Source organism: Rugamonas aquatica (assembly GCF_009380215.1).
Classification (GTDB): Bacteria; Pseudomonadota; Gammaproteobacteria; order Burkholderiales; family Burkholderiaceae_D; genus Rugamonas; species Rugamonas aquatica_B.
This window is the reverse complement of sequence record NZ_WHUG01000010.1, coordinates 149,375-168,155: the sequence shown is the minus strand read 5'-3', so window position 1 is coordinate 168,155 and position 18,781 is coordinate 149,375. Positions and strand designations below refer to the sequence as shown.

General features: G+C 63.7%; 21 protein-coding genes. 6 read left to right on the top strand and 15 right to left on the bottom strand.

Annotation, left to right across the window (positions count from 1 at the left end; all coding sequences use genetic code 11):
• Window positions 1-42: 42 nt before the first annotated feature.
• The 9 genes from rrtA to GEV02_RS22520 form a co-directional block, all read right to left on the bottom strand.
• Window positions 43-564, bottom strand: a complete 522-nt coding sequence (rrtA, locus tag GEV02_RS22560) for a rhombosortase (protein ID WP_328595892.1) — start codon at window positions 562-564, stop codon at window positions 43-45.
• Window positions 557-1,387, bottom strand: a complete 831-nt coding sequence (rhlP, locus tag GEV02_RS22555) for a rhombotarget lipoprotein (protein ID WP_152840200.1) — start codon at window positions 1,385-1,387, stop codon at window positions 557-559. Before rhlP ends, rrtA begins: the two co-directional genes overlap by 8 nt.
• 69 nt (window positions 1,388-1,456) lie before the next feature.
• The gene (locus tag GEV02_RS22550) at window positions 1,457-1,969 is read right to left on the bottom strand and encodes a peroxiredoxin family protein (protein ID WP_152840199.1); all 513 of its coding nucleotides are present in this window, start codon (window positions 1,967-1,969) and stop codon (window positions 1,457-1,459) included.
• Between the two features lie 9 nt (window positions 1,970-1,978).
• Window positions 1,979-2,521, bottom strand: coding sequence for a carboxymuconolactone decarboxylase family protein (locus GEV02_RS22545; protein ID WP_152840198.1), 543 nt, complete (start codon window positions 2,519-2,521; stop codon window positions 1,979-1,981).
• Window positions 2,522-2,612: 91 nt separating this feature from the next.
• Window positions 2,613-3,266 carry a MarR family transcriptional regulator gene (locus GEV02_RS22540; RefSeq protein ID WP_152840197.1) on the bottom strand — a complete coding sequence of 218 codons (654 nt, stop codon included), beginning with the start codon at window positions 3,264-3,266 and terminating at the stop codon, window positions 2,613-2,615.
• Between the two features lie 51 nt (window positions 3,267-3,317).
• Window positions 3,318-5,471 (bottom strand): TonB-dependent receptor, encoded by a 2,154-nt coding sequence (locus GEV02_RS22535; protein WP_152840196.1) that lies wholly within the window; start codon window positions 5,469-5,471, stop codon window positions 3,318-3,320.
• An 85-nt stretch (window positions 5,472-5,556) separates the two neighbouring features.
• Window positions 5,557-5,889: a hypothetical protein gene (locus tag GEV02_RS22530; protein ID WP_235922884.1), complete on the bottom strand. Its 333-nt coding sequence runs from the start codon at window positions 5,887-5,889 to the stop codon at window positions 5,557-5,559.
• Window positions 5,890-5,944: 55 nt separating this feature from the next.
• A complete protein-coding gene (locus GEV02_RS22525) occupies window positions 5,945-6,649 on the bottom strand; it encodes a LuxR C-terminal-related transcriptional regulator (RefSeq protein ID WP_152840195.1) in 705 nt (234 codons plus the stop codon).
• Window positions 6,650-6,667: 18 nt separating this feature from the next.
• Window positions 6,668-6,997 carry a hypothetical protein gene (locus GEV02_RS22520; RefSeq protein ID WP_152840194.1) on the bottom strand — a complete coding sequence of 110 codons (330 nt, stop codon included), beginning with the start codon at window positions 6,995-6,997 and terminating at the stop codon, window positions 6,668-6,670.
• A 168-nt stretch (window positions 6,998-7,165) separates the two neighbouring features.
• On the opposite strand from GEV02_RS22520, the gene GEV02_RS22515 reads away from it, so the two are divergent.
• Complete coding sequence (locus GEV02_RS22515) at window positions 7,166-7,831, top strand: response regulator (RefSeq protein ID WP_152840193.1); 666 nt, start codon at window positions 7,166-7,168, stop codon at window positions 7,829-7,831.
• Here the strand turns inward: GEV02_RS22515 and GEV02_RS22510 are convergent.
• Window positions 7,825-9,747: a carbohydrate binding domain-containing protein gene (locus GEV02_RS22510; RefSeq protein WP_152840192.1), complete on the bottom strand. Its 1,923-nt coding sequence runs from the start codon at window positions 9,745-9,747 to the stop codon at window positions 7,825-7,827. The two genes, GEV02_RS22515 and GEV02_RS22510, sit on opposite strands and share 7 nt — an antisense overlap.
• Before the next feature lie 184 nt (window positions 9,748-9,931).
• On the opposite strand from GEV02_RS22510, the gene GEV02_RS22505 reads away from it, so the two are divergent.
• Genes GEV02_RS22505 through GEV02_RS22490 form a run of 4 tightly spaced genes read left to right on the top strand, consistent with a single transcriptional unit; the run spans window position 9,932 to window position 13,192 of the window.
• Entirely contained in the window at window positions 9,932-10,201 is a 270-nt protein-coding gene (locus tag GEV02_RS22505) for a DUF1427 family protein (protein ID WP_152840191.1), read from the top strand.
• A complete protein-coding gene (locus GEV02_RS22500) occupies window positions 10,201-12,123 on the top strand; it encodes an amidohydrolase (RefSeq protein ID WP_152840269.1) in 1,923 nt (640 codons plus the stop codon). The genes GEV02_RS22505 and GEV02_RS22500 overlap by 1 nt, the downstream gene beginning before the upstream one ends.
• Entirely contained in the window at window positions 12,123-12,536 is a 414-nt protein-coding gene (locus GEV02_RS22495) for a DoxX family protein (RefSeq protein WP_174999279.1), read from the top strand. The genes GEV02_RS22500 and GEV02_RS22495 overlap by 1 nt, the downstream gene beginning before the upstream one ends.
• Complete coding sequence (locus GEV02_RS22490) at window positions 12,536-13,192, top strand: YoaK family protein (RefSeq protein ID WP_152840190.1); 657 nt, start codon at window positions 12,536-12,538, stop codon at window positions 13,190-13,192. The genes GEV02_RS22495 and GEV02_RS22490 overlap by 1 nt, the downstream gene beginning before the upstream one ends.
• A gap of 4 nt (window positions 13,193-13,196) precedes the next feature.
• On the opposite strand, the gene GEV02_RS22485 is transcribed toward GEV02_RS22490, so the two are convergent.
• Window positions 13,197-13,835, bottom strand: coding sequence for a response regulator (locus GEV02_RS22485; protein WP_152840189.1), 639 nt, complete (start codon window positions 13,833-13,835; stop codon window positions 13,197-13,199).
• Between the two features lie 10 nt (window positions 13,836-13,845).
• Window positions 13,846-14,799, bottom strand: a complete 954-nt coding sequence (locus GEV02_RS22480; protein WP_152840188.1) for an MBL fold metallo-hydrolase — start codon at window positions 14,797-14,799, stop codon at window positions 13,846-13,848.
• A gap of 110 nt (window positions 14,800-14,909) precedes the next feature.
• Between GEV02_RS22480 and GEV02_RS22475 the strand changes: the two genes are divergently transcribed.
• Window positions 14,910-15,884 (top strand): LysR family transcriptional regulator, encoded by a 975-nt coding sequence (locus GEV02_RS22475; RefSeq protein ID WP_152840187.1) that lies wholly within the window; start codon window positions 14,910-14,912, stop codon window positions 15,882-15,884.
• Window positions 15,885-15,908: 24 nt separating this feature from the next.
• Here the strand turns inward: GEV02_RS22475 and GEV02_RS22470 are convergent, their stop codons facing one another.
• The 3 genes from GEV02_RS22470 to GEV02_RS22460 are packed head-to-tail and all read right to left on the bottom strand — an operon-like array spanning window position 15,909 to window position 18,742.
• Entirely contained in the window at window positions 15,909-16,832 is a 924-nt protein-coding gene (locus tag GEV02_RS22470; protein WP_152840186.1) for a tetratricopeptide repeat protein, read from the bottom strand.
• 40 nt (window positions 16,833-16,872) lie between these two features.
• A complete protein-coding gene (locus tag GEV02_RS22465; RefSeq protein ID WP_152840185.1) occupies window positions 16,873-18,144 on the bottom strand; it encodes a D-amino acid dehydrogenase in 1,272 nt (423 codons plus the stop codon).
• 4 nt (window positions 18,145-18,148) lie between these two features.
• Window positions 18,149-18,742, bottom strand: a complete 594-nt coding sequence (locus tag GEV02_RS22460) for a YdeI/OmpD-associated family protein (protein WP_174999275.1) — start codon at window positions 18,740-18,742, stop codon at window positions 18,149-18,151.
• Window positions 18,743-18,781 lie beyond the last annotated feature (39 nt).

Genomic DNA, 18,781 nt, shown 5'->3' with positions numbered 1-18,781 from the left:
TGAGGCTTGTGAAACACAAACAAGTCGGATTTATATTGATAGTTAATCCAGTTGCAGCCGGGGCTTGCGCACCGCGAACGTGATGGCGCCCGCGACCACGCCCAGCAGGTGCGCCTGCCAGGCCACCACCACGTCGGCCGGCAGATCGCTCAAGCCGTGGGCGTATCCCGCGGCCTCGGCGCCGATCTTGGCCAGCAGCGTGGCGGCCATCAGCACCAGTGCGGCACGCACCGAGCGCGCCGCGCGCGGCCACAAAGCGCCGCCCGCCATCACCACCAGCATGGAGGCGATGCCCGAGGCGCCGCGATAGGTCAGGCAGGCCGGCGCGATCAGCAGCATGCCCACCGAAATGAACGGCGCGCCCCAGCCCAGCGCCAGCGCAAGGCGGCGCATGCCGATGGCCGGCGTGGCGCTCAGCTGCACCACGATCACGGCGGCGGCCAGCACCACCGCGAAATCGATCAGCGCGTGCTGCGGCGTGTAGTGGACCAGGTGCCCGGTCCACAGCCGCCACCACTGGCCGGCCAGCAGCGCGTGGCGGTCGAACTCAAGGAGATTATTCACTGCGCTTTTGCATCCATGCCACGCCCGCCAGCAGCGCCGCCAATGCCAGCATGAACCAGCCCATCGCGCCGCCGCCTTTGTAGCCTTCCTTGTTCTCGACCTGGTAGTTGGCGTCGCGCTTGATGCGTTCGCGGAAGTTGTCCAGCTCCGCCTGCAGGTTGGGGACCAGCTGGTCGACGGCGGCGTTATAGCCCTCGGTCTGCGCGGCGCGGGATTTTTCGCTGAAGCCCGCCCAGCTGGCGCTGCCCTTCACCTGACTGGTGCCCGGCGCGCGGAACAGCAGCTTGTGGCTCTGCACATCGAACACCGAGGCGTCCAGCATGGTCTGCACGTCGTACTGGTCGCCGTGCACCACATAGGCGCCGATGATGGTCCAGTACAGCACCGACAGCGCGTTGGAATCGTTGAACTGCACCTGGTCGTAGGAGAGCAGGGCCACCACTTCAACGTCGAACATGCGCGCCACCTGTTCGAGATTGGTGAAGCCGCCCCTGGCGCGCATGTACTGCGTCGGGATGATTTCGATCTTGCCGATGTAGGGATGCCTGGAGAAGGAGTCGCGCACGCGCTCCAGCAGTTTCAAGCGGGCCGTTTCCGGCATGCCGTTGCCCCAGCCGGCGCCGGGCACGAAGGCGATGCCGACCCGCACCGGCGGCCGCAGGCGCGTGACGGTGGGCGTCATGGCCGGCGCGGACTTGGCGTCCGGGTAGAGGTAGTCGACGATGCTGCCCGTCTGCTTGACGCTGCGGCTATAGCTCATGGACGCGCAGCTGGACAGCAAAGCCGCCGCCAGCACGATGATCAGGACATTCAGGATACGCATGTGGATTCTCCGGTAGTGGCGGATTATGCGTTCCTGAATCCCGTGTGTGAAAGTGCGGCCGCCCGAGTACTAGCGGATGCTACAGGCGGTATCGTCGCAGTGCACCTCCGGCTGCACCGCCGCTTCCGTGAGCAGGCGGCCGATCAGCGCGCCGACCTGCATGTCGTCGGCGCGGCCGAAATGGTTTAGCCGCAGCCGCCCCTGGCGATCGATCAGCAGCAGCGTCGGCGTCCCGCGCAGCTGGTACTGTTCCATCGTCAGAGGAATGGCGCCGCGCTGCGCCGGCTGGTCTATCGCCACCGGAAACTGGATGCGGTATTCGTGCAAAAAGGCTGCCAGGGCTTTCTCCGTCATCACGTCGTGATGCTCGAACACGGAATGCAGTCCGAGCACGGCGACGTCCTGTTCGTCGAAAGTGCTGCGTATCGTCTTGGCCTGCGGGATGCCGTGCGAAACGCAGCCGGGGCACAGCATCTGGAAGACATAGATGGCGATGACTTTGCCGCGCAGCTGCCTTAGCGACAGCGGCTGCTTGGCGTTCAGCCAGGCCGCAACCTGGAGTTCGGGGGCGATAGCGTGCATGGTTGCTCCTTACTTGGCGCGCAGTTTCACCGAAGGGAAGTCGACCGGCACCTTGAAGGCGACGTTGACGTAGTTGGTGAACAGGTTCAGCGCGACGTGGGCCATGATCTCGACGATGGCCTCATCGTCGAAGCCTGCCGCGCGCAGCGCTTCCACTTCCTCATCGGCTATCTGCGCGCGGTTGCTGACGACGGCGGTGGCGAAGCGCAGCGCGGCGGCGGTTCGTGGATCGGCGGACTGGCCGGCTTGCGCCGCGCTCATCTCCTCGGCGCTGGCGCCGGCCTTGCGGCCCAGCGCCGTATGCGCGGCCAGGCAGTAATCGCACTCATTGCGGTCGGCGATGGCGACGGCGATCTGTTCGCCCAGCTTGGCGTCGATGACGCCGCCGCCCAGGGCGCCGAAAGCGCCCCACATGCTTTTCAGCGCGGCGGTCGAATTGGCGACGGCCTTGAACATGTTCGGCGTGGCGCCGAACGCGCCGTGGATTTGCGCCAGCAGCTGTTGGCGTTCGCCGGTGGTGTCGGCGGGGGAGACGAGAGCGATGCGGTTCATGGTATTTCCTTTCATGGGTTTAAAAAAGCACTACAAAAGCACTGCGGTAAAAAACAAATAGGAGTCCTAACTAATATGGTCAAAAAAAATCTCAGGCAAACACCTTCCAGTTGCGCTGGCGCGTGGCCGGATCGGCCGGCGCCTGTTCGGGACAGTCGATACGCAGCAGCGCCACCGACAGCGGCGCGTTCACCAGCCCGCAGTGATGCGGGGCCGGCTTGCCGGGATGGCGGTTCGCCTCGAAGTACTGGCATGACAGGCAGGCCCGCATCTCGGGGAAGCGTTCGGTCTTCTGCAACTGGGCGATCAGCTTGAATAAGCCGGTCAGCAACTCGGCCTGCTGGGCGGCGGGCAGGGCGGCGGCGGCATCTTCGGCAAAGCCCAACGCGCCGCCGATGCGGGCCGCCATGGCGGCGCCGTCGTCGGTCAGGAACAGCGCGGTGGCGCGGCCGTCGTCTTCCGCCTTGGCCTTGTACAGCAAACCCTTGGCCGCCAGGGCCGACACCGAATCGCTGGCGCTGGCCGCGCTGATCGACAACTGCGACGCCAGCCAGGACAAGCGCACTCCCTGCTTGCGGCCTTGCAGCAGCTGCAGTATCTCGGCCTGCGCCGGATTGAGGTTTTCGGCGGTGGCGAACTCCCACATACCGGAGCGCATCACACTGGCGATGCGTCCGATAGAGGAGATGATGCGCGCTGAGACATCAGGCGTATCCTGCCACGGCTTGTTGGTTTTGCTGTCCATGCCGCCGATTATACACAGGAATTCCGGTTTATCAAGGACTCCTAACTAAAATCAGAATCCAACCGAAATTCCAGCGTAAAGCGTGCGGCGAGCACCGTACTGCGGAGCGCCCACGCCTACGCCGGAACCGTCACGCAGCAGATAGGATTTATCGAAGGCGTTGACCAGGGCCAGGCGGCCTTCGATATTGCCGACTGCTGTATTCTTCCAGTCGTGTGTCAGCGACAGGTTGACCGTGGTGTAGTGCGGCAGCGTGCCGGAGTTCGGCGCGGCGCCGTCGGGCGTCTTGCGCAAGCCGCTGCCGTACAGGAAATCGCCGCTCAACTTGGTGTCGCCCCAGTGGTAGTGGGCGCCACCCGATACCGTGTAGGTCTGGTCGTGGTCGACGTAGATGTAGTGGTTGGCGATGTACGCCAGCTCGTCCGGCCCGAACAGCGACTGGCCCGAGATGATGTTCTGGCCCTTGGCCTGCTGCGTGGTCAGGTTCAGGAAGCCGCCCCAGTTGGCGCGGTTGTACACGGCCGACAGCTCCAGTCCTTTGGCGTAACCGCGCTCGTAATTGAACGGCGACAGTATCAGCGCCTGGCCGAACTGGCCTTCATCCAGCATGTTGCGGATTTTTTTGTAGTAGGCGTCGGCCGTCACGGTCAGTTCTTCGCTGAACTGGTGGCTCAAGCCGATGTCGTAGTAGTTGGTGCGCTCGGCCTTGACGTTGTCCGACACCGGCACCTGCGGCGCGTTGGAGGTGCCGGCATACTTGTCGATGCTCGATTGCACTGCCAGTTCCTGCGGTGGCGGGGTGAAGTAGCGCGAGTAGCCTGCGTGCAGCGCCGTGCCCTTGGCCAGCTGGTAGGCCAGGTTGACGCGCGGGCTCCATTGCTGCTCATCGACGTAGGCCGATACCTTGTCGAAGCGCAGGCCGTAGTTCAGCGTCAGCGGCGCGGCGATGCGCCATTCGTCCTGCAGGTAGAAGCTGGACAGCTTGCCGGTCTTGCTGCTGTTGTCGATGATGGTGCGTGGATCGGTGCCGGCCTGCGCGCCGCTGTCGTCGGTGTTGAACACGGCGACCGCGTTGTCGCTGTGGGTGGTCTGGCGCGAGTAGGCCAGGCCGGCGCGCACGGTGTGGCTGTCGGTCAGTTTGTAGCTGGCGTCGAACTGCGCGCCGCTGGCCGAGTTGGAGCGCAGCGTATCGGAAGCCACGCCGTTGTAGATCAAATCGCCCAGCGCATCCGGCGTGTAGTGCAGCTCGGAGTACTGGTGGAAGGCCGATACCTGATAGTTCAAGTCGCCCACGCTCTTCTGCAGCGACAGCACCAGGAAGCGGTTGGTCTCGCGCTGGCGCTCGTCCAGCTGTGCCGACGGCAGCTTGCTGGTGCCTGCGGCGGCGTCGCTCTGGCCGGTCAGCGAGAAGGCTGGGGCCTGGTCCGGGTTGTTCGGAATCTGGAAGCGGCCGTTGTAGGTGCCGAACATCAGGCCCAGGCGGGTCTGGTCGTCCAGGAACCACGACAGCGCGCCGAAGGATTTGCTTTGTTTGGTGCGGTCGTGCAGCGCGCTGCGGGTGGGCAGCGGATTCTCGATGCCCAGCGCGTTCGACAGATAGCTGCCGGACAGGTAGTAGTTAAAGGCGCCCTGCGTGCCGAAGAATTCCGCGCTCGGCGCCACGTAATCATGGCTGCCCACCAGCACGCCGATGCGGCCGCCGGTCTTGACCGTGCCTTCCTTGGTCTGGATGTCGACGATGCCCGACGTGCGCAGGCCGAATTGCGCCGGCAGCGCGCCGGTGATGAAATCGGTCTGCTGGACGAAGCGGGTGTCGATCGACTGGCCGAAGCCGGTGATCGATTCCGGCAGCTGCACGCCGTTGACGCGGTACTGCACGTTGGCGTGATCGTCGCGCACGTGGATGGAGCCCGAGCCTTTCGAGTCCTGGCTCACGCCCGGAAGGCGCAGCAGCACTTCGTTGAACGGCGTGTTGTCGCCCTGGCCCAGCTGCTCGATCATGTGGCGGTCGATGGAGTAGACGGTGGTGCCGACGTTGGGCGACAGGTCGATGCGCGCGCTTTTCAGATGGGCGGCGGTGACTTCCACCTGCTGCATCATCGGGCTGCCATCGGTGGCGGCATTTTCTGCGGCGCTGGCGTGGTGGGTATAGAAAGCTGCTGCCAGCAGCAGTGGCATGGTACGGAGTTGTGGCGTGCGGTGCATGGTAAATCCTTGAAATGTACAGGCGCGCGGGTGCGCGCACGGGACGCAAAAATGCGGCCGTGTTAAACGGTGCTAAAAAAGCGAATCAGAAGGAGATAGCGGCAACGCCGGGCGGCGCGTGCGAGGGCGGGGTGAGGAAGTCGGTTCGGAAGGCCCGAACGGAACGCTGCGGAACGAGGACGAGGAGGGCGGCCAGCATCGCCACCGGAAGCACCGCAATGGCCGGCGGCGGAACACCCGCCGGCATATGCGCGATCACGCACGCGGCGCAATCGTTTTGCGTTTCGGTGTACGAGTGCTTGTGCGAACTCGCCCCGATCAGTTGCAGCGACAGGAACACCAGCACGAAAAACATCAGGACGCGCTGGGTGCGCGTCTTGTGATGTGATGTGCCTACGGAGCGTGTATGTGCTTGCATGCGGCGATTCTACAGCGCTTGCGCAGGATACGCCAATGACAATCTCGTAATGATGTCAATGCTGGCTGATGGCGCCGTCGCCTACAAGGCCGCGCCGGGTGGCCAGCACCACGGCATGGGTACGTGCCGTGGCGCCAAGCTTGTCGAACAGACCCTTGACGTGGGTCTTGACGGTGCCGACGCCGATGCCCAGTTCACGGGCGATGGATTTGTTGCACTGGCCTTGCGCCAGCAGCTGCAATACGTCCGTCTCGCGGCTGGTCAGGCCGATGCGGGTGAAGCTGTCGGCCACGCAGCGGCTCAGGTCCGCGCTCAGGTAGCGTATGCCCCGGTTCAGCGAACGCACCGCCGCCGGCACCTGGTCGGGGGAACAGTTTTGCAGCAGGTAGCCGTGCACGCCGGCCATCATCGCGGTGCGCACTTCCCATTCGCGTTCCATCTGCGTGACGATCAGCACGCGCGCCTGCGTGCCGCCGTGCTGCGGCGCGTTGGCGCAGCGGCGCATGTGCTCCAGCGCGCCCTTGTGATCGAGGATGATGACGTCGGCCTGCACCGGCTGTGGCAGGGCGCCGGCTTCGGCCTGCGCCACCAGCATGTCGCCCTCGGCGCCGAGCAGCGCGGCCAGTCCGGCGCTGACGATGGCGTCGCTGTGCGCGATCACTACGCGCACCTTGCTGTCGTAGTTGGCGATGGTGCCGGCAACCGCCGCGCCCATGCCGCCCAGTGCGGTGTGTGGCCAGTTTTTGGTATCCAGTCGCATGTCAATTCTCCCAAGTCGTTACATTAAAATCTTGCGGCGCCCGAACAGGCGGGCGTCGGCCGCGTAGGCGCCGGGCCCCATCAACACCAGCGCAATGGCGGTGGCTGCGCCGGTCAAGCCGTTATGGTCAAAGCTCATCAGGTGGTAGCAGGCGCACAGCGCGGCCGCCACCGGCGTCAGCAGGCCGGCGCACAGCATCAGCGACAGCAGCGCCACCAGCAGGGTTTGCCACCAGGCCGCAGCCGCGCCGGCGCCCTGCCACAGCAGCTGCGCCGCGAGCGCGAGCCGCAACAGCAGCAGGCCCGCGCCCGCGCTCCCTCGTGGAAAACTGGCTGTATATCCACGCATATTCGTTTGTCCTTTACGATGTATCGCTAACCCAGGCTGAAGATTAAGCTTTCTGTAACGTTTTGCCACGCCCCGATACGGGGTGCGGACACTACCTAGATGGGGGTATGGTCGAAGTGGCACATTTGTGTCATGCTGCCGCTTCCCCGCAAGATTTTGAGAACGCCAATGACTACGGCCCAGACAACGCCGATTACTGTACTGAGCGTGGACGATCATCCGATGTTCCGCGAAGGCATAGCCAGCGTCCTCGCCGCCGAGGAGGACATGTGCCTGGTGGCCGAGGCCACGACGGGAGAGCAGGCCATCGAGTGCTATCGCCGGCTGCGGCCCGATGTCACGCTGATGGACATCCAGATGCCTGGCATGAGCGGCATCGACGCCACCATCGCCATCCGCAGCGAATTCCCTGACGCCCGCATCGTCGTGCTGACCACGTACGAGGGCGATGTGCTGGCCCGGCGCGCGATCGCCGCCGGCGCATCGGGTTATCTGCTCAAGAACATGCTGCGCAAGGAGTTGCTGGCGACGGTGCGCAACGTGCACGAAGGCCGGCGCAGCATCCAGGCTGCGGTGGCCAGCGGTATCGCCGAACATTGGTATGAGGGGGCGCTGAGCAAGCGCGAGATCGAAGTGCTGCAGCTGGTGGCCGGAGGCCAGAGCAACAAGCGCATCGGCGTGCACCTGGCGATTTCAGAGGAAACCGTCAAGGTGCACATGAAGAATATCCTGGCCAAGCTGAACGCCAGCGACCGCACCCACGCGGTGACGCTGTCGATCGAACGCGGCATCATTGACCTGCATGCCTGTGGCCAGGATGGAAGGGGTTACTGAGCCGGAGGGACTACGTCATCCTTGGTTGGCCAGAAGCGCTTGTACTTTTCGCTCTGCATCAGTTTGGTGACGTCCTGCAATTTTAGGTAGTCGTCAGTATTCACGAGGTCGGACCAGGTGGTGTACATGAAGCCGTCCACGTTTTTGACGCCGTTTTTTTCGGCAGTCAGCAGGCTGTCGAGCCAGTTTTCGGTTTTCTTGAGACTAGGGTCGGCGTAGTACAGCGCGACCATCTGCCTGAACTTCATGTCGGAGAAATATTTCAACGACTCCGGCTGGTTCGTCTGGATCCAGTTCATGATGGTGAAGGTGGGGCCCAGGCCATTCTTTTCATTTAACACATCGGTCAGGTCGCCGTTGACGGCGAAATACTCCTTCTGGGCGTTGGCATACGGATCGTACATATCGTTCCAAATATACGTGGCGACGTCGGGCTTTACGGCGCGCACGGTTTCCAGCATTCTTTTAGTCGTGCGAGCCAGATAGGCACCGGCAGTACCGGTGTCGCAAGATTTATCCCAGTTCATTATCCGCCACTCATCGTGATAGATGAAGAAGTCGGACGAGTATTTGAATAGCTTGCTGATCTTGTCGTAGACGGCTTTTTGCTCGTCGAAATACAGATCCGAACAGGCTGATGCCGGCGTCGTGTGCGCGGACGTGAAGTGCTTGCTCGACTGGTATGACGAGACCAGCAACTCCTGGCCGTTTTGTAGCCGACCTGTTGGAACGACGACCAGTTTTTCAGGCTGCACCGTATAGTCGTCGAATTCATCGTAGACCGTGGCGCCATCGCGCGAAGTGACGATGACAGGCAGTGACGTACGGCGGATTGGATGCGGCAGGCCGACTTCATGTATCTCGACGTCGTCCACCCAGGCGGCGCCATCGCTGGAAGGTCCGTTGGGTACCGTGAACAGAAGCTGGAAGCCCTTGTAATTGAGGGTGTTGACATCGAGGTCGTAGCGCGTCCATTCCTGGGTGCCCGCCACAATATTTGCCTTGGGGTTCCACTCGCCATTGCTATCAGTTCCATAGCCGGTCGGGTAGGAGTAGTTGTAATAGATCTCGTTTTTTCCCGTGAGATCTGTCGCATGAACGACGATAGGTTGCTTGAAGTTGCTGGTCTTGATCCAGAACGAGACGCGGTAGGCAGTATGTTGTTTGAGTTTCCAGAACCCCTGCATCAGCCGCGCATAGCCCGTTCCGCTGCCGGCCACCGTCGACATGAACTTGGCCGATTTGTTGTTCGCCGTGCCTTTGGGATCGTGGCCCTCATCATCAACGATCTTCAACGTGAGGGCGGTGCCAGCAACGTTGCCCGGGCTTACGCCCCAGATCTGGTTGTCGCCAGCGGCGAAGTCGCCGTTGCTCACGATGGGAGGGGCGGTTGGGGCGCTGGCTTGAAGCCGCGCCTCCTGGCCATTGACCACGAATGGTTGCTTATCGACAGGGAAGGCCTCCATCAGATTGGCATTACGGATCAGTGGCACGTCCGGCGTCCCGCCTACCGGAATCAAATCGACGCCTTTGGTCTTCGCCAATTCCACCAGCGCCGCAAAGTTCTCTTGATAGTAGCGATGGTCGTTGTCTGGCGTTTCCGCCAGCAGCGCACCAAAGCTCTTCGACGTGATTGCTATGCCGGTATAGCCCAGTCTCTTGGCGTTGTTGATCAGGTAGCTCAGTTTTTGAAAATAAATATCGTTCTCAGCTTTGAGGCCACCCATGTTGGCGTACACATAGATCCATCGTTTCTTAAAACAGATGGCGGAGGATGGGCAGGCTTCGCGCTGACTGCCTCCGGTGGCCGACTCTTGCTCGCCAACGGTTGGATTGTCGGTTTGGGCCTGCGCGGCTTGACCAGCGAAGATCAGGCTCAGGCTTAACGCCAGGGAAGAAAGCTTGGGAGCACGCATACGTTTCCTTATAAAAAAATTACGGTTATTCATTATGCTATAAATTATTTTAAAAATAATGATTATTTTGTAACGTCTCTCACTAAAGGGACAGCGATCGCCGATCATTCCCGGTGATGGCAAAAGATGGCCTGACCTCTAGACTGTGGACATGCCGTCTCACTCTCTTTTCGAGGAAATTCCCATGTCCAAAATGTATGTCGTGTCGCTGGCCGTTGGCCTGCTGGTTGGATTAATCTATGGCTTCCTGAACGTGCGCTCGCCGGCGCCGCCGGTGGTGGCGTTGGTCGGCCTGCTGGGCATCCTGCTCGGCGAGCAGCTGCCGCCGCTGCTGCGTCAGCTGTGGCAGCCGGAAGCCAAGCAAGTCTCCTGGTTCGAACAGCATGTGAAGCCGCATTGCTTCGGCCAGCTGCCGTCCGCGCAAAAGAACGATGAAACCAAAGGGAACGCATGATGAGCCAAGACCAAACGCCTGACCTGATCCTGCATCGCGGCCTGTTCACCACGCTGGACCGCAGCAACCCGCACGCCGAAGCCGTCGCCATCAAGGATGGCCGCTTTACCCACGTCGGCCGTGCCAACGAGATCATGGCGCTGGCCGGCCCGCGCACCCGCGTCATCGACCTGCAAGGCAAGCGCGTGCTGCCAGGCCTGATCGACAACCACTGCCACATCATCCGCGGCGGCCTGAATTTCAACCTGGAGCTGCGCTGGGACGGCGTGCGCAGCCTGGCCGATGCGATGGGCATGCTGAAGGCGCAAGTGGCGATCACGCCGGCGCCGCAATGGGTGCGCGTGGTGGGCGGCTTCACCGAACATCAATTCGCCGAGAAGCGCCTGCCGACCATCGAGGAACTGAACGCGGTGGCGCCGGATACGCCGGTGTTCATCCTGCACCTGTACGACCGCGCGCTGCTGAACGGCGCCGCGCTGCGCGCCGTCGGCTACACCAAGGACACACCGGAACCGCACGGCGGCCAGATCCTGCGCGATGGCGCCGGCAATCCCACCGGCCTGCTGCTGGCCAAACCGAATGCGGCCATCCTGTACCAGACGCTGTCGAAAGGCCCCAAGCTGCCACTGGAATACCAGGTCAATTCGACCCGCCACTTCATGCGCGAACTGAATCGCCTCGGCGTCACCGGCGCCATCGACGCCGGCGGCGGCTTCCAGAATTATCCTGAGGACTACCAGGTGATCCAGCAGCTGTCGGACGCCAGGCAGCTGACGATACGCCTGGCCTACAACCTGTTCACGCAAAAGCCCGCGCACGAAAAGGAAGACTTCCTGAACTGGACGCAGAGCGTCAAGTACCAGCAGGGCGACGACTACTTCCGCCACAACGGCGCAGGCGAAATGCTGACCTTCTCGGCCGCCGACTTCGAGGACTTCCGCCAGCCGCGTCCGGACATGCCGGACAATATGGAAGACGACCTGGAAGGCGTGGTGCGCGTGCTGGCGCAGAACCGCTGGCCGTGGCGCATGCACGCCACTTACGACGAAACCATCAGCCGCGCGCTGGACGTGTTCGAACGCGTCAACCAGGACATCCCGCTGACGGGCCTGAACTGGTTCTTCGACCACGCCGAGACCATCTCCGACCAGTCCATCGACCGCATTGCCGCATTGGGCGGCGGCGTCGCCGTGCAGCACCGCATGGCCTACCAGGGCGAGTATTTCGTCGAACGCTATGGCCACGGCGCGGCCGAAGCCACGCCGCCGGTGAAGAAAATCCTGGAAGCGGGCGTGAAGGTTTCGGCCGGCACCGACGCCACGCGCGTGGCTTCGTATAACCCGTGGGTATCGCTGTCGTGGCTCATCACCGGCAAGACTGTGGGCGGCATGCAGATGTACCCGCGCGCCAATTGCCTGGACCGCGAAACGGCGCTGCGCATGTGGACCGAGAACACCACCTGGTTCTCCAATGAAGAGGGCAAGAAGGGCCGCATTGAGGCCGGCCAGCTGGCCGACCTGATCGTGCCGGACAAGGACTTCTACGCTTGCGCCGAAAGCGAGATCGCCGACATGAGCTCGCGCCTGACCATCGTCGGCGGCAAGATCGTCTACGCGGCCGGCGAATTCGCCAGCTACGACGAGGCGCCGCCGCCGGCGATGCCGGATTGGTCGCCGGTGCGCCGCTTCGGCGGCTACGCCGGTTGGGGTGAGCAGATCGGTAACAACCGCGCCGCGCTGAAGGAACTTGAACTGCGCAAGCGCGAACAGCAGCAGTTGCGCCAGCAGCAGGCCGCCTGCGGTTGCGCCAACCAGTGCAACGTCCATGGCCACCAGCACGCGACGGCGTGGACCAGCAAGCTGCCGACGGCGGACCTGAAGAGCTTCTGGGGCGCGCTGGGTTGCGCCTGCTGGGCGGTGTGATGGGGGCGCCATTCAAACCGATGTTGAAGCCGCTGGCCACACCGTGGCTGCGCTGGATCTGCCTGCTGCTGATTTGCGCCGCCTATCTGCAAGGCGGCATCAACAAACTGATGGACTTCCAGTCCGCCATCGGCGAGATGCAGCACTTCGGCCTGTCGCCGGCCGGCCCGATGGCCGCGCTGGTGATCGCCGGCGAGCTGGGTGCATCGCTGATGATACTGAGCGGCTTCTATCGCTGGCTGGGCGCGGGCTACCTGGCCGTGTTCACGCTGATGGCCACTTTGCTCGCCAACCGCTACTGGGAAATCGCGGGACCGGAGCGCTTCATGGCGGCCAACGGTTTTTATGAGCACCTCGGCCTGGCGGGCGCCTTCCTGCTGGTGGCGTGGCACGATTTGCGCGAGGAGGCTTGATGGAGCGCGGCGATACGAAACAAAGCGTGGCACTCGGCTTCCTGGCCGGCTATGTCGACACCTTGGGCTTCATCGGCCTGTTCGGATTGTTCACGGCCCACGTGACCGGCAACTTCGTGCTGCTGGGGCGGGGCATGGCGCAGCCGGCGCCGGATATCTGGCTCAAGCTGCTGGTGTTTCCGGTGTTCGTGCTGGGGGTGGCGCTGGCGCGCTTGCTGATACTGCGTTGGGAGCGCAATGGCAGCCGCCAGCTGCGTAACAGCCTGCTGTTGCAGACCTTGTTGATGACGGCCAGCGTGGCCTGCGCCTGGTTGGCCGCACCTGTCGACAGGCCCGACGCGCCGCTGACCATGCTCACAGGCTTGCTGTGCGCGGGCGCGATGGCGGTGCAGAACGCCTACGGCAAGCTGTTGCTGGGGAAGGTCGCCGCCACCACCGTCATGACCGGCAATGTGACGCAGTTGGTGATCGATCTGGTCGACACATTGCGCGGCGATGCCGATGCGCGGGGGCGCTTGAAGAAGCTGGTGTGGCCGGTGCTGGCGTTTGCCGTCGGCTGCATCAGCGGCGCGCTGGCCTTCATGCTGGCCGGTTTCAATGGCCTGCTGCTGCCTTGCGCGCTGCTGCTATGGCTGGCCTGCGCGGCCAGCGACTAAGAGTTCAGATCGAGATGATCCCGCGCCGCAGGGCGATCGTCACCGCGTGGGTGCGGTCGTTCGCGGCCAGCTTGGCCAGCACGTTCTTCATGTGCGCCTTCACCGTCTCCTCCGAAATCGCCAGCTGCTCGGCGATGCGGCGGTTGGAGTGGCCGGTGGCGGCGTGATTCAGCACTTCCGTTTCACGCGCGCTCAACGGCCCCTGGCCCATGTGCTGGGCCAGTTCCATCGCGATCTCCGGCGGTATGCGACGCTGCCCCTGGTGCACGCCACGTATCGTATCCAGCAAATCCTTGCGCAAAGTACTCTTCAATAAAAAGCCCGCCGCGCCGCCCTGCACGGCGCGCAGAATCTGCACGTCGCCCTTGTAAGTGGTCAGCATGACGATGCGGGCGCTTGGATGCTCGCGGCGTATCTCCCGCAACGCGGTCACGCCGCACATCTCCGGCATGGCGATGTCCATGATGGTCACGTCGGGACGCAGGGTGCGGTACAACTCGACCGCGTCGCGGCCGTTGCAGGCCTCGCCGGCCACGCGCATATCGGCCTGGCTGGCGATGGCTTCGCCCAACCCCGTGCGCAGCAAGGGGTGGTCGTCAACGACAAGGACGCTGATGGGGCGAGGGGTGTTACTTGTTTCCATACGATCCAGTTTAACGCAGTTGGGTGTAGTTTGCCGGCACCCACTGGTAAGCCTGGCCGGCGCTGCGCAGATGGCCCAGGCCGGGGAAGGGCAGGTGGGCCGCGCCGATCAGCGCACCCTCCTTGGCAACCGCCGTGAAGGCTTGCTTGCGGGCGTAGGCAGCGGTCTTCGGATCGGTGTCGAAGCCGATCGTCACTTCGGGATGCTCGAACTGCACCGCGCCCGCGTGGATCAAGTCGCCCACCACCAGCAGCTTCTTGCCTTTGCTCTCCACCATGTAGCTGATGTGGCCCGGCGTGTGGCCGTAGCTGGCCACGGCGCGGATGCCTGGCGTGATTTCGCCCGCGCCGTTGAACGGCTGCAGGTGCTGGTTGGCCACGTACGGCGACAGCGACGCCATCGCGCCCTGGAAGAAGCCCTTGTTCTCGGCCGGCGCCTTGTCCATATTGGCCTGGCTGAGCCAGAAGTCGGCGTCGTGCTTGTCGGCGCGGACGGTGGCGTTGGGGAAGGCCGCCTGGCCGTTGGCTGCAAGGCCGCCGACGTGGTCCGGGTGCATGTGGGTAATCAGCACTTCATCGACCTGCTCCGGCTGGTAGCCCGAAGCCTTGAGGTTGGCCAGCAGCTTGCCCAGCGTCGGTCCGAACAGGTTGCCGGCGCCGGTGTCGATCAGCACCAGCTTGGAGCCGGTGTTGACCAGGTAGCCCGTCACCGAGGTTTCCAGCGGACTGGCCAGATAGGAGCGGGCCAGTTCCTGGTCGGTCTTGGCGGGCGCCTGTTGCAGCAGCTTGTTGATCGGCAGATCGACGGTGCCGTCGCTGATCGCGGTCACTTCAAAGTCGCCCAGCATGATGCGGAAGAAGCCGGGCGCGTTGGTGCCGGCCAGCGGCGCGGCGGCCATGGCGGGGGCGGCGACGGCCAAAGCGATGGCGGCGGCAAGCGGGGTGAATTTGCTGATGAGTTTCATGGGTTTTCCTTATCAAAGAATTTACTAAACGCAGTATGCATCTTTGCAAAAAATGGCACAATATCCATTAAGGCAAATGCAATTTGCGATATTTGCAAAACAGAGGGGAAATGATGATAGACAGCTTACAGTGCCTGCTGGCAGTCGTGGAGCACGGTAGCTTGTCGCGTGCGGCGGCGGAGATGAAGGTCGCGGTATCGTCGGTATCGCGCAAGCTCGACGCGCTGGAGGCCGAACTGGGCGCCCGCCTGCTGCTGCGCAGCCCGCGTCAGGTGATCCTGACCGATGCGGGCGTGCGCTTCCTGCCCCGCGCCCGCAACATCCTGGCCGAACTGGCCGACGGCAAGGCCGCCGTGCAGGAGCTGGACAGCGAACCACGCGGCCTGCTGACGGTGACGGCGCCAGCCGCGTTCGGTCGCCTGCACGTGGCGCCGGCCATCGCCGGCTTCCTCCAGCACTGGCCCTTGCTGGAAGTGGAACTGCACGTCAGCGACGACATCGTCGATCTGGCTGCGCGCCGCGTGGACGTGGCGGTGCGCGCCGGCGTGCTGCCGGACAGCGGCCTGGTGGCGACGCGGCTGGCGATCCAGAACCGCGTGGTCAGCGCCAGCCCGGCCTATCTGGCCCGCCACGGCTGGCCGCAGACGCCGCTGGATCTGCTCAACCACAACTGCCTGACCGTCACCGGGCGCTCGGCGCCGCGCGGCTGGTGGCGTTTCGACGGCGTGAACCAGAACCAGCCGCTGGCCATCAAGGGCACGCTGCGCTGCGACGATACCGACTCGCTGCTGCACGCAGCCATCGGTGGCGCGGGCGTGGTGCATCTGGCGAACTGGCTGGTGAGCGACGCCATCGTTGCCGGTCAGCTGGTGCCGGTGTTCCCGATGGCGCCGGTGGTGCGGGCCGCAGCCCTGGGCCGGCGCGAACCGACCGAATCGGCGATCCATGCCGTGCACATGCCCGGCCGTTCCAACCAGATCAAGGCGCAGCTATTGATACGTCATTTGAGGGAGTATTTCGGCGATCCGCCGTACTGGGATCTTGCGATGGAAGCTGCCGGGGCGGGCGAGCGCCGCGCCCCGTGAAGTGATGGTGATGCCGGGGCTGGGTTAATCCCAGTCGCCGCCGCCACCGCCGCCGCTGTCGCCGCCACCACCGCCGGAATCACCCCAGCCGCCGCTGACGCCGAAGTCGTTGCCGCCCATGTCGTCGCGGCGCAGCAGTTCGTCGCGCGATGGATCATCGTAGACGATGTCGTTGCGCGGCGCCGCCTGGGCGCCCGAATCGTGGCTGCCGCCGGTGAACTGGCGCGCGATCGCTTCGCCGGCCACGATACCCGCGCCTACCGCCGCGCCGGTCGCCAGGCCGCCCATGATGCGCGAACCCATGCCGCTACCTTGCTGCGGCTGGCCGTAGCCCTGCTGCGGATAGCCCTGTTGAGGGTAGCCCGCGCCCGGCGCATAGCCGGGTGCAGCGCCGCCGCCGGGGTTGTAGCCGGCCGGGTTGTAGGATGCGTCGTTCTGCGCGTTACGGCGCGACATGAAGCGCGTCGCCAGCCAGATAAAGCCCAGCAGGCCGCCACCGAGGATCAGGATGGTGCCCCAGGGGATGCCGCTGCTCTGCGGAGCGCCGTAGTTACCGTTGTTGTAAGCGGCGTTGCTGCGTGCCGGTTGCTGCTGCGAGTAGTTGGCTTTCGGCTTCTGGCCGTCGGCCAGCAGCGTGCGCAGCTTGGCCAGGGCGCTTGGATTCACCTTGGGCAGGCCGGGCGACAGCCGTTCAGCCGTGGCCAGCTCGCCCTGTGCGGCGGCGAACTTGCCTTGCTTGGCCAATAGCTCAGCCTCGACGAAGTGCGCGGTGGCGCTGTTCGGGTGGGCTTTCAGGACTTGGTCCATCAGCTCCTGGGCTTCGGTGTATTTGCCTGCTTCGGCGGCGACATACACATCGTGTACCGTGGGTTCGGCCGCAAACGCCGGCACTGCAAGCGCCAGGGCGCTGGCCAGCAGGGTCATACGTGCGAAAGATTTTGCCGTCATGTCAGATCTCCTTGTAAGACAGGCTGGATATGATGGCAGTTTACGCCAATTTCAAGGCCTGTGCGGTACGTTGGCTAACCGAAGCCGTCGGCGCGCCCAGGGCGGCCAGCACGGCGTCGGCGATGATGTCGGCCGTGGCGGCCGACAAAGTCCAGCCCAGGTGGCCGTGGCCGGTGTTGTAGAACACCGATGGCGCCTTGCCCCGGCCCACGCGGGGCATCAGGTCCGGCATCATCGGCCGCAGCCCGGCCCACGGCGTCACGCTGCGGGTGCTCACGCCGGGGAAGCACTGCTGCACCCAGTTGACCAGCGGCGCGATGCGGTCGGCGCGTATATCGCGGTTGAATCCATTGAACTCCGCCGTGCCGGCCACGCGGAAGCGGCTCACGCCGAAGCGGCTGGCGACCAGCTTGGTGGCGTCATCCACCAGGCTGACGTTGGGGGCGGCGGCCTGGCTGGCTGCATCGTCCAGGTTGACGGTGATCGAATAGCCCTTGACCGGATAGACGTTGACGCGATCGCCCAGCATGGCCGCCACCTCGCGGCTGGCGGTGCCGGCGCAGACCACCACCGCATCGTAGCGCTGGGTGTCGCTGGCGCCATCTTGCTCGACGGTGATGCTGATGCCTTGGGCATCTGCGCTGGCCGAGGTCACGCGCTGGCCGAAGCGCAGGTCCACGCCCAGGCGCTGCGCCGCCTGCGCCAGGCCTGTGGTGAACTTGTGGATATCGCCGGTGCTGTCGCTTTCCGTGTAGTGGCCGCCGTAGTACTGGCCGGCCAGCGTCGGTTCGAGGGCGCGCATCTCCTGCGGCGTGACGGCGCGGCGCGGCAGGCCGCCTTGCGCCAGCAGCCTGGACACGCCGGCCGCGTGCTCGAAGCCGGCGCGGTCGCGGTGGATGTGCAGGATGCCCTGGCGTTTGAGGTCGAAGTCTATGCCTTCTTCCTCGGCCCAGCTGAACAGATGCGCGCGCGCTGCCACGGCCAGCCTGGTGGTGGCGATGGTGTGATCGCGGTAGTGGGGAATGGCGGCGATGAACTCGGCGAACCAGGACAGCTTGTGCCAGCTGGGTTTAGGGTTGACCAGCAGCGGCGCATCGTTCTTCAGCATCCACTTCAGGCCCTTGATGATGGTGCCGCTGTGGTTCCATGCCTCGGCATTGGATGCGGACAGCTGGCCGCCATTGGCGAACGAAGTCTCCATCGCGGCGTAGCGATGGCGCTCCAGCAGCGTCACGGCGAAGCCGCGCTTGGCGAGAGCGTAAGCGGTGGTGACACCGGTGATGCCGCCGCCGATGATGGCTATGTTTTTCATGAAGCTAGTCGTCCAGCCCTTTGCCTTTGAGGATATGCGGGATGCACTTGTCCACGCGTGACTCGCGGGTCTTGGCCTGCTTGGCCGACGAGAAGTGTAGCAGGTAGCCGCGCTGGCGTCCCGGCGTCAATGCGGCGAAGGCTTCCTGCAGTTCGGGCGATTCCTCCAGCCGGTTCAGGAATTCCTCCGGCATCGCGAATTCGGCGGTCTTCTTGAATTCCACCTGCACGCCGGATTGCTCCACCTTGATGGCGTCGCGGATGTAGGCTTTCAAGGACGCTTCCATTTTCGCGATTTGTTCGGCGCTGGTGAAGCGGATCTGGCGCCCCGCTTGCACATTCTCGGTTTGCTGGATCAGAATGCCCTTGGGGTCCTGCATCAACGCGCCTTTGAAGAACAGCAGCGCGCAGTATTCCTTGAAGCCGTGGATCAGGACGACGTTCTGGCCGTCGAGCGTGTAGCAGGGATTGCCCCATTTGTATTCTTCGGTCAGGTCGCAGGCGAGTACGATGGCGCGCAGTTTTTGATATGCGATCTGCCATTGCCCTGGCTTGCTGACGTATTCATCAACCTTGGCGTTCAAAGTCTTCTCTGTCATAGTGCACCTCTTGGTATCAACAGTGGCAAAAAAATAATT

Excerpts from the sequence above, each read along its gene's own strand:
- rhlP (WP_152840200.1), bottom strand. The coding sequence starts at position 1,387 with ATGCGTATCCTGAATGTCCTGATCATCGTGCTGGCGGCGGCTTTGCTG.
- GEV02_RS22550 (WP_152840199.1), bottom strand. The coding sequence starts at position 1,969 with ATGCACGCTATCGCCCCCGAACTCCAGGTTGCGGCCTGGCTGAACGCC.
- GEV02_RS22545 (WP_152840198.1), bottom strand. The coding sequence starts at position 2,521 with ATGAACCGCATCGCTCTCGTCTCCCCCGCCGACACCACCGGCGAACGC.
- GEV02_RS22540 (WP_152840197.1), bottom strand. The coding sequence starts at position 3,266 with ATGGACAGCAAAACCAACAAGCCGTGGCAGGATACGCCTGATGTCTCA.
- GEV02_RS22535 (WP_152840196.1), bottom strand. The coding sequence starts at position 5,471 with ATGCACCGCACGCCACAACTCCGTACCATGCCACTGCTGCTGGCAGCA.
- GEV02_RS22530 (WP_235922884.1), bottom strand. The coding sequence starts at position 5,889 with ATGCAAGCACATACACGCTCCGTAGGCACATCACATCACAAGACGCGC.
- GEV02_RS22525 (WP_152840195.1), bottom strand. The coding sequence starts at position 6,649 with ATGCGACTGGATACCAAAAACTGGCCACACACCGCACTGGGCGGCATG.
- GEV02_RS22520 (WP_152840194.1), bottom strand. The coding sequence starts at position 6,997 with ATGCGTGGATATACAGCCAGTTTTCCACGAGGGAGCGCGGGCGCGGGC.
- GEV02_RS22515 (WP_152840193.1), top strand. The coding sequence starts at position 7,166 with ATGACTACGGCCCAGACAACGCCGATTACTGTACTGAGCGTGGACGAT.
- GEV02_RS22510 (WP_152840192.1), bottom strand. The coding sequence starts at position 9,747 with ATGCGTGCTCCCAAGCTTTCTTCCCTGGCGTTAAGCCTGAGCCTGATC.
- GEV02_RS22505 (WP_152840191.1), top strand. The coding sequence starts at position 9,932 with ATGTCCAAAATGTATGTCGTGTCGCTGGCCGTTGGCCTGCTGGTTGGA.
- GEV02_RS22500 (WP_152840269.1), top strand. The coding sequence starts at position 10,201 with ATGAGCCAAGACCAAACGCCTGACCTGATCCTGCATCGCGGCCTGTTC.
- GEV02_RS22495 (WP_174999279.1), top strand. The coding sequence starts at position 12,123 with ATGGGGGCGCCATTCAAACCGATGTTGAAGCCGCTGGCCACACCGTGG.
- GEV02_RS22490 (WP_152840190.1), top strand. The coding sequence starts at position 12,536 with ATGGAGCGCGGCGATACGAAACAAAGCGTGGCACTCGGCTTCCTGGCC.
- GEV02_RS22485 (WP_152840189.1), bottom strand. The coding sequence starts at position 13,835 with ATGGAAACAAGTAACACCCCTCGCCCCATCAGCGTCCTTGTCGTTGAC.
- GEV02_RS22480 (WP_152840188.1), bottom strand. The coding sequence starts at position 14,799 with ATGAAACTCATCAGCAAATTCACCCCGCTTGCCGCCGCCATCGCTTTG.
- GEV02_RS22475 (WP_152840187.1), top strand. The coding sequence starts at position 14,910 with ATGATGATAGACAGCTTACAGTGCCTGCTGGCAGTCGTGGAGCACGGT.
- GEV02_RS22470 (WP_152840186.1), bottom strand. The coding sequence starts at position 16,832 with ATGACGGCAAAATCTTTCGCACGTATGACCCTGCTGGCCAGCGCCCTG.
- GEV02_RS22465 (WP_152840185.1), bottom strand. The coding sequence starts at position 18,144 with ATGAAAAACATAGCCATCATCGGCGGCGGCATCACCGGTGTCACCACC.
- GEV02_RS22460 (WP_174999275.1), bottom strand. The coding sequence starts at position 18,742 with ATGACAGAGAAGACTTTGAACGCCAAGGTTGATGAATACGTCAGCAAG.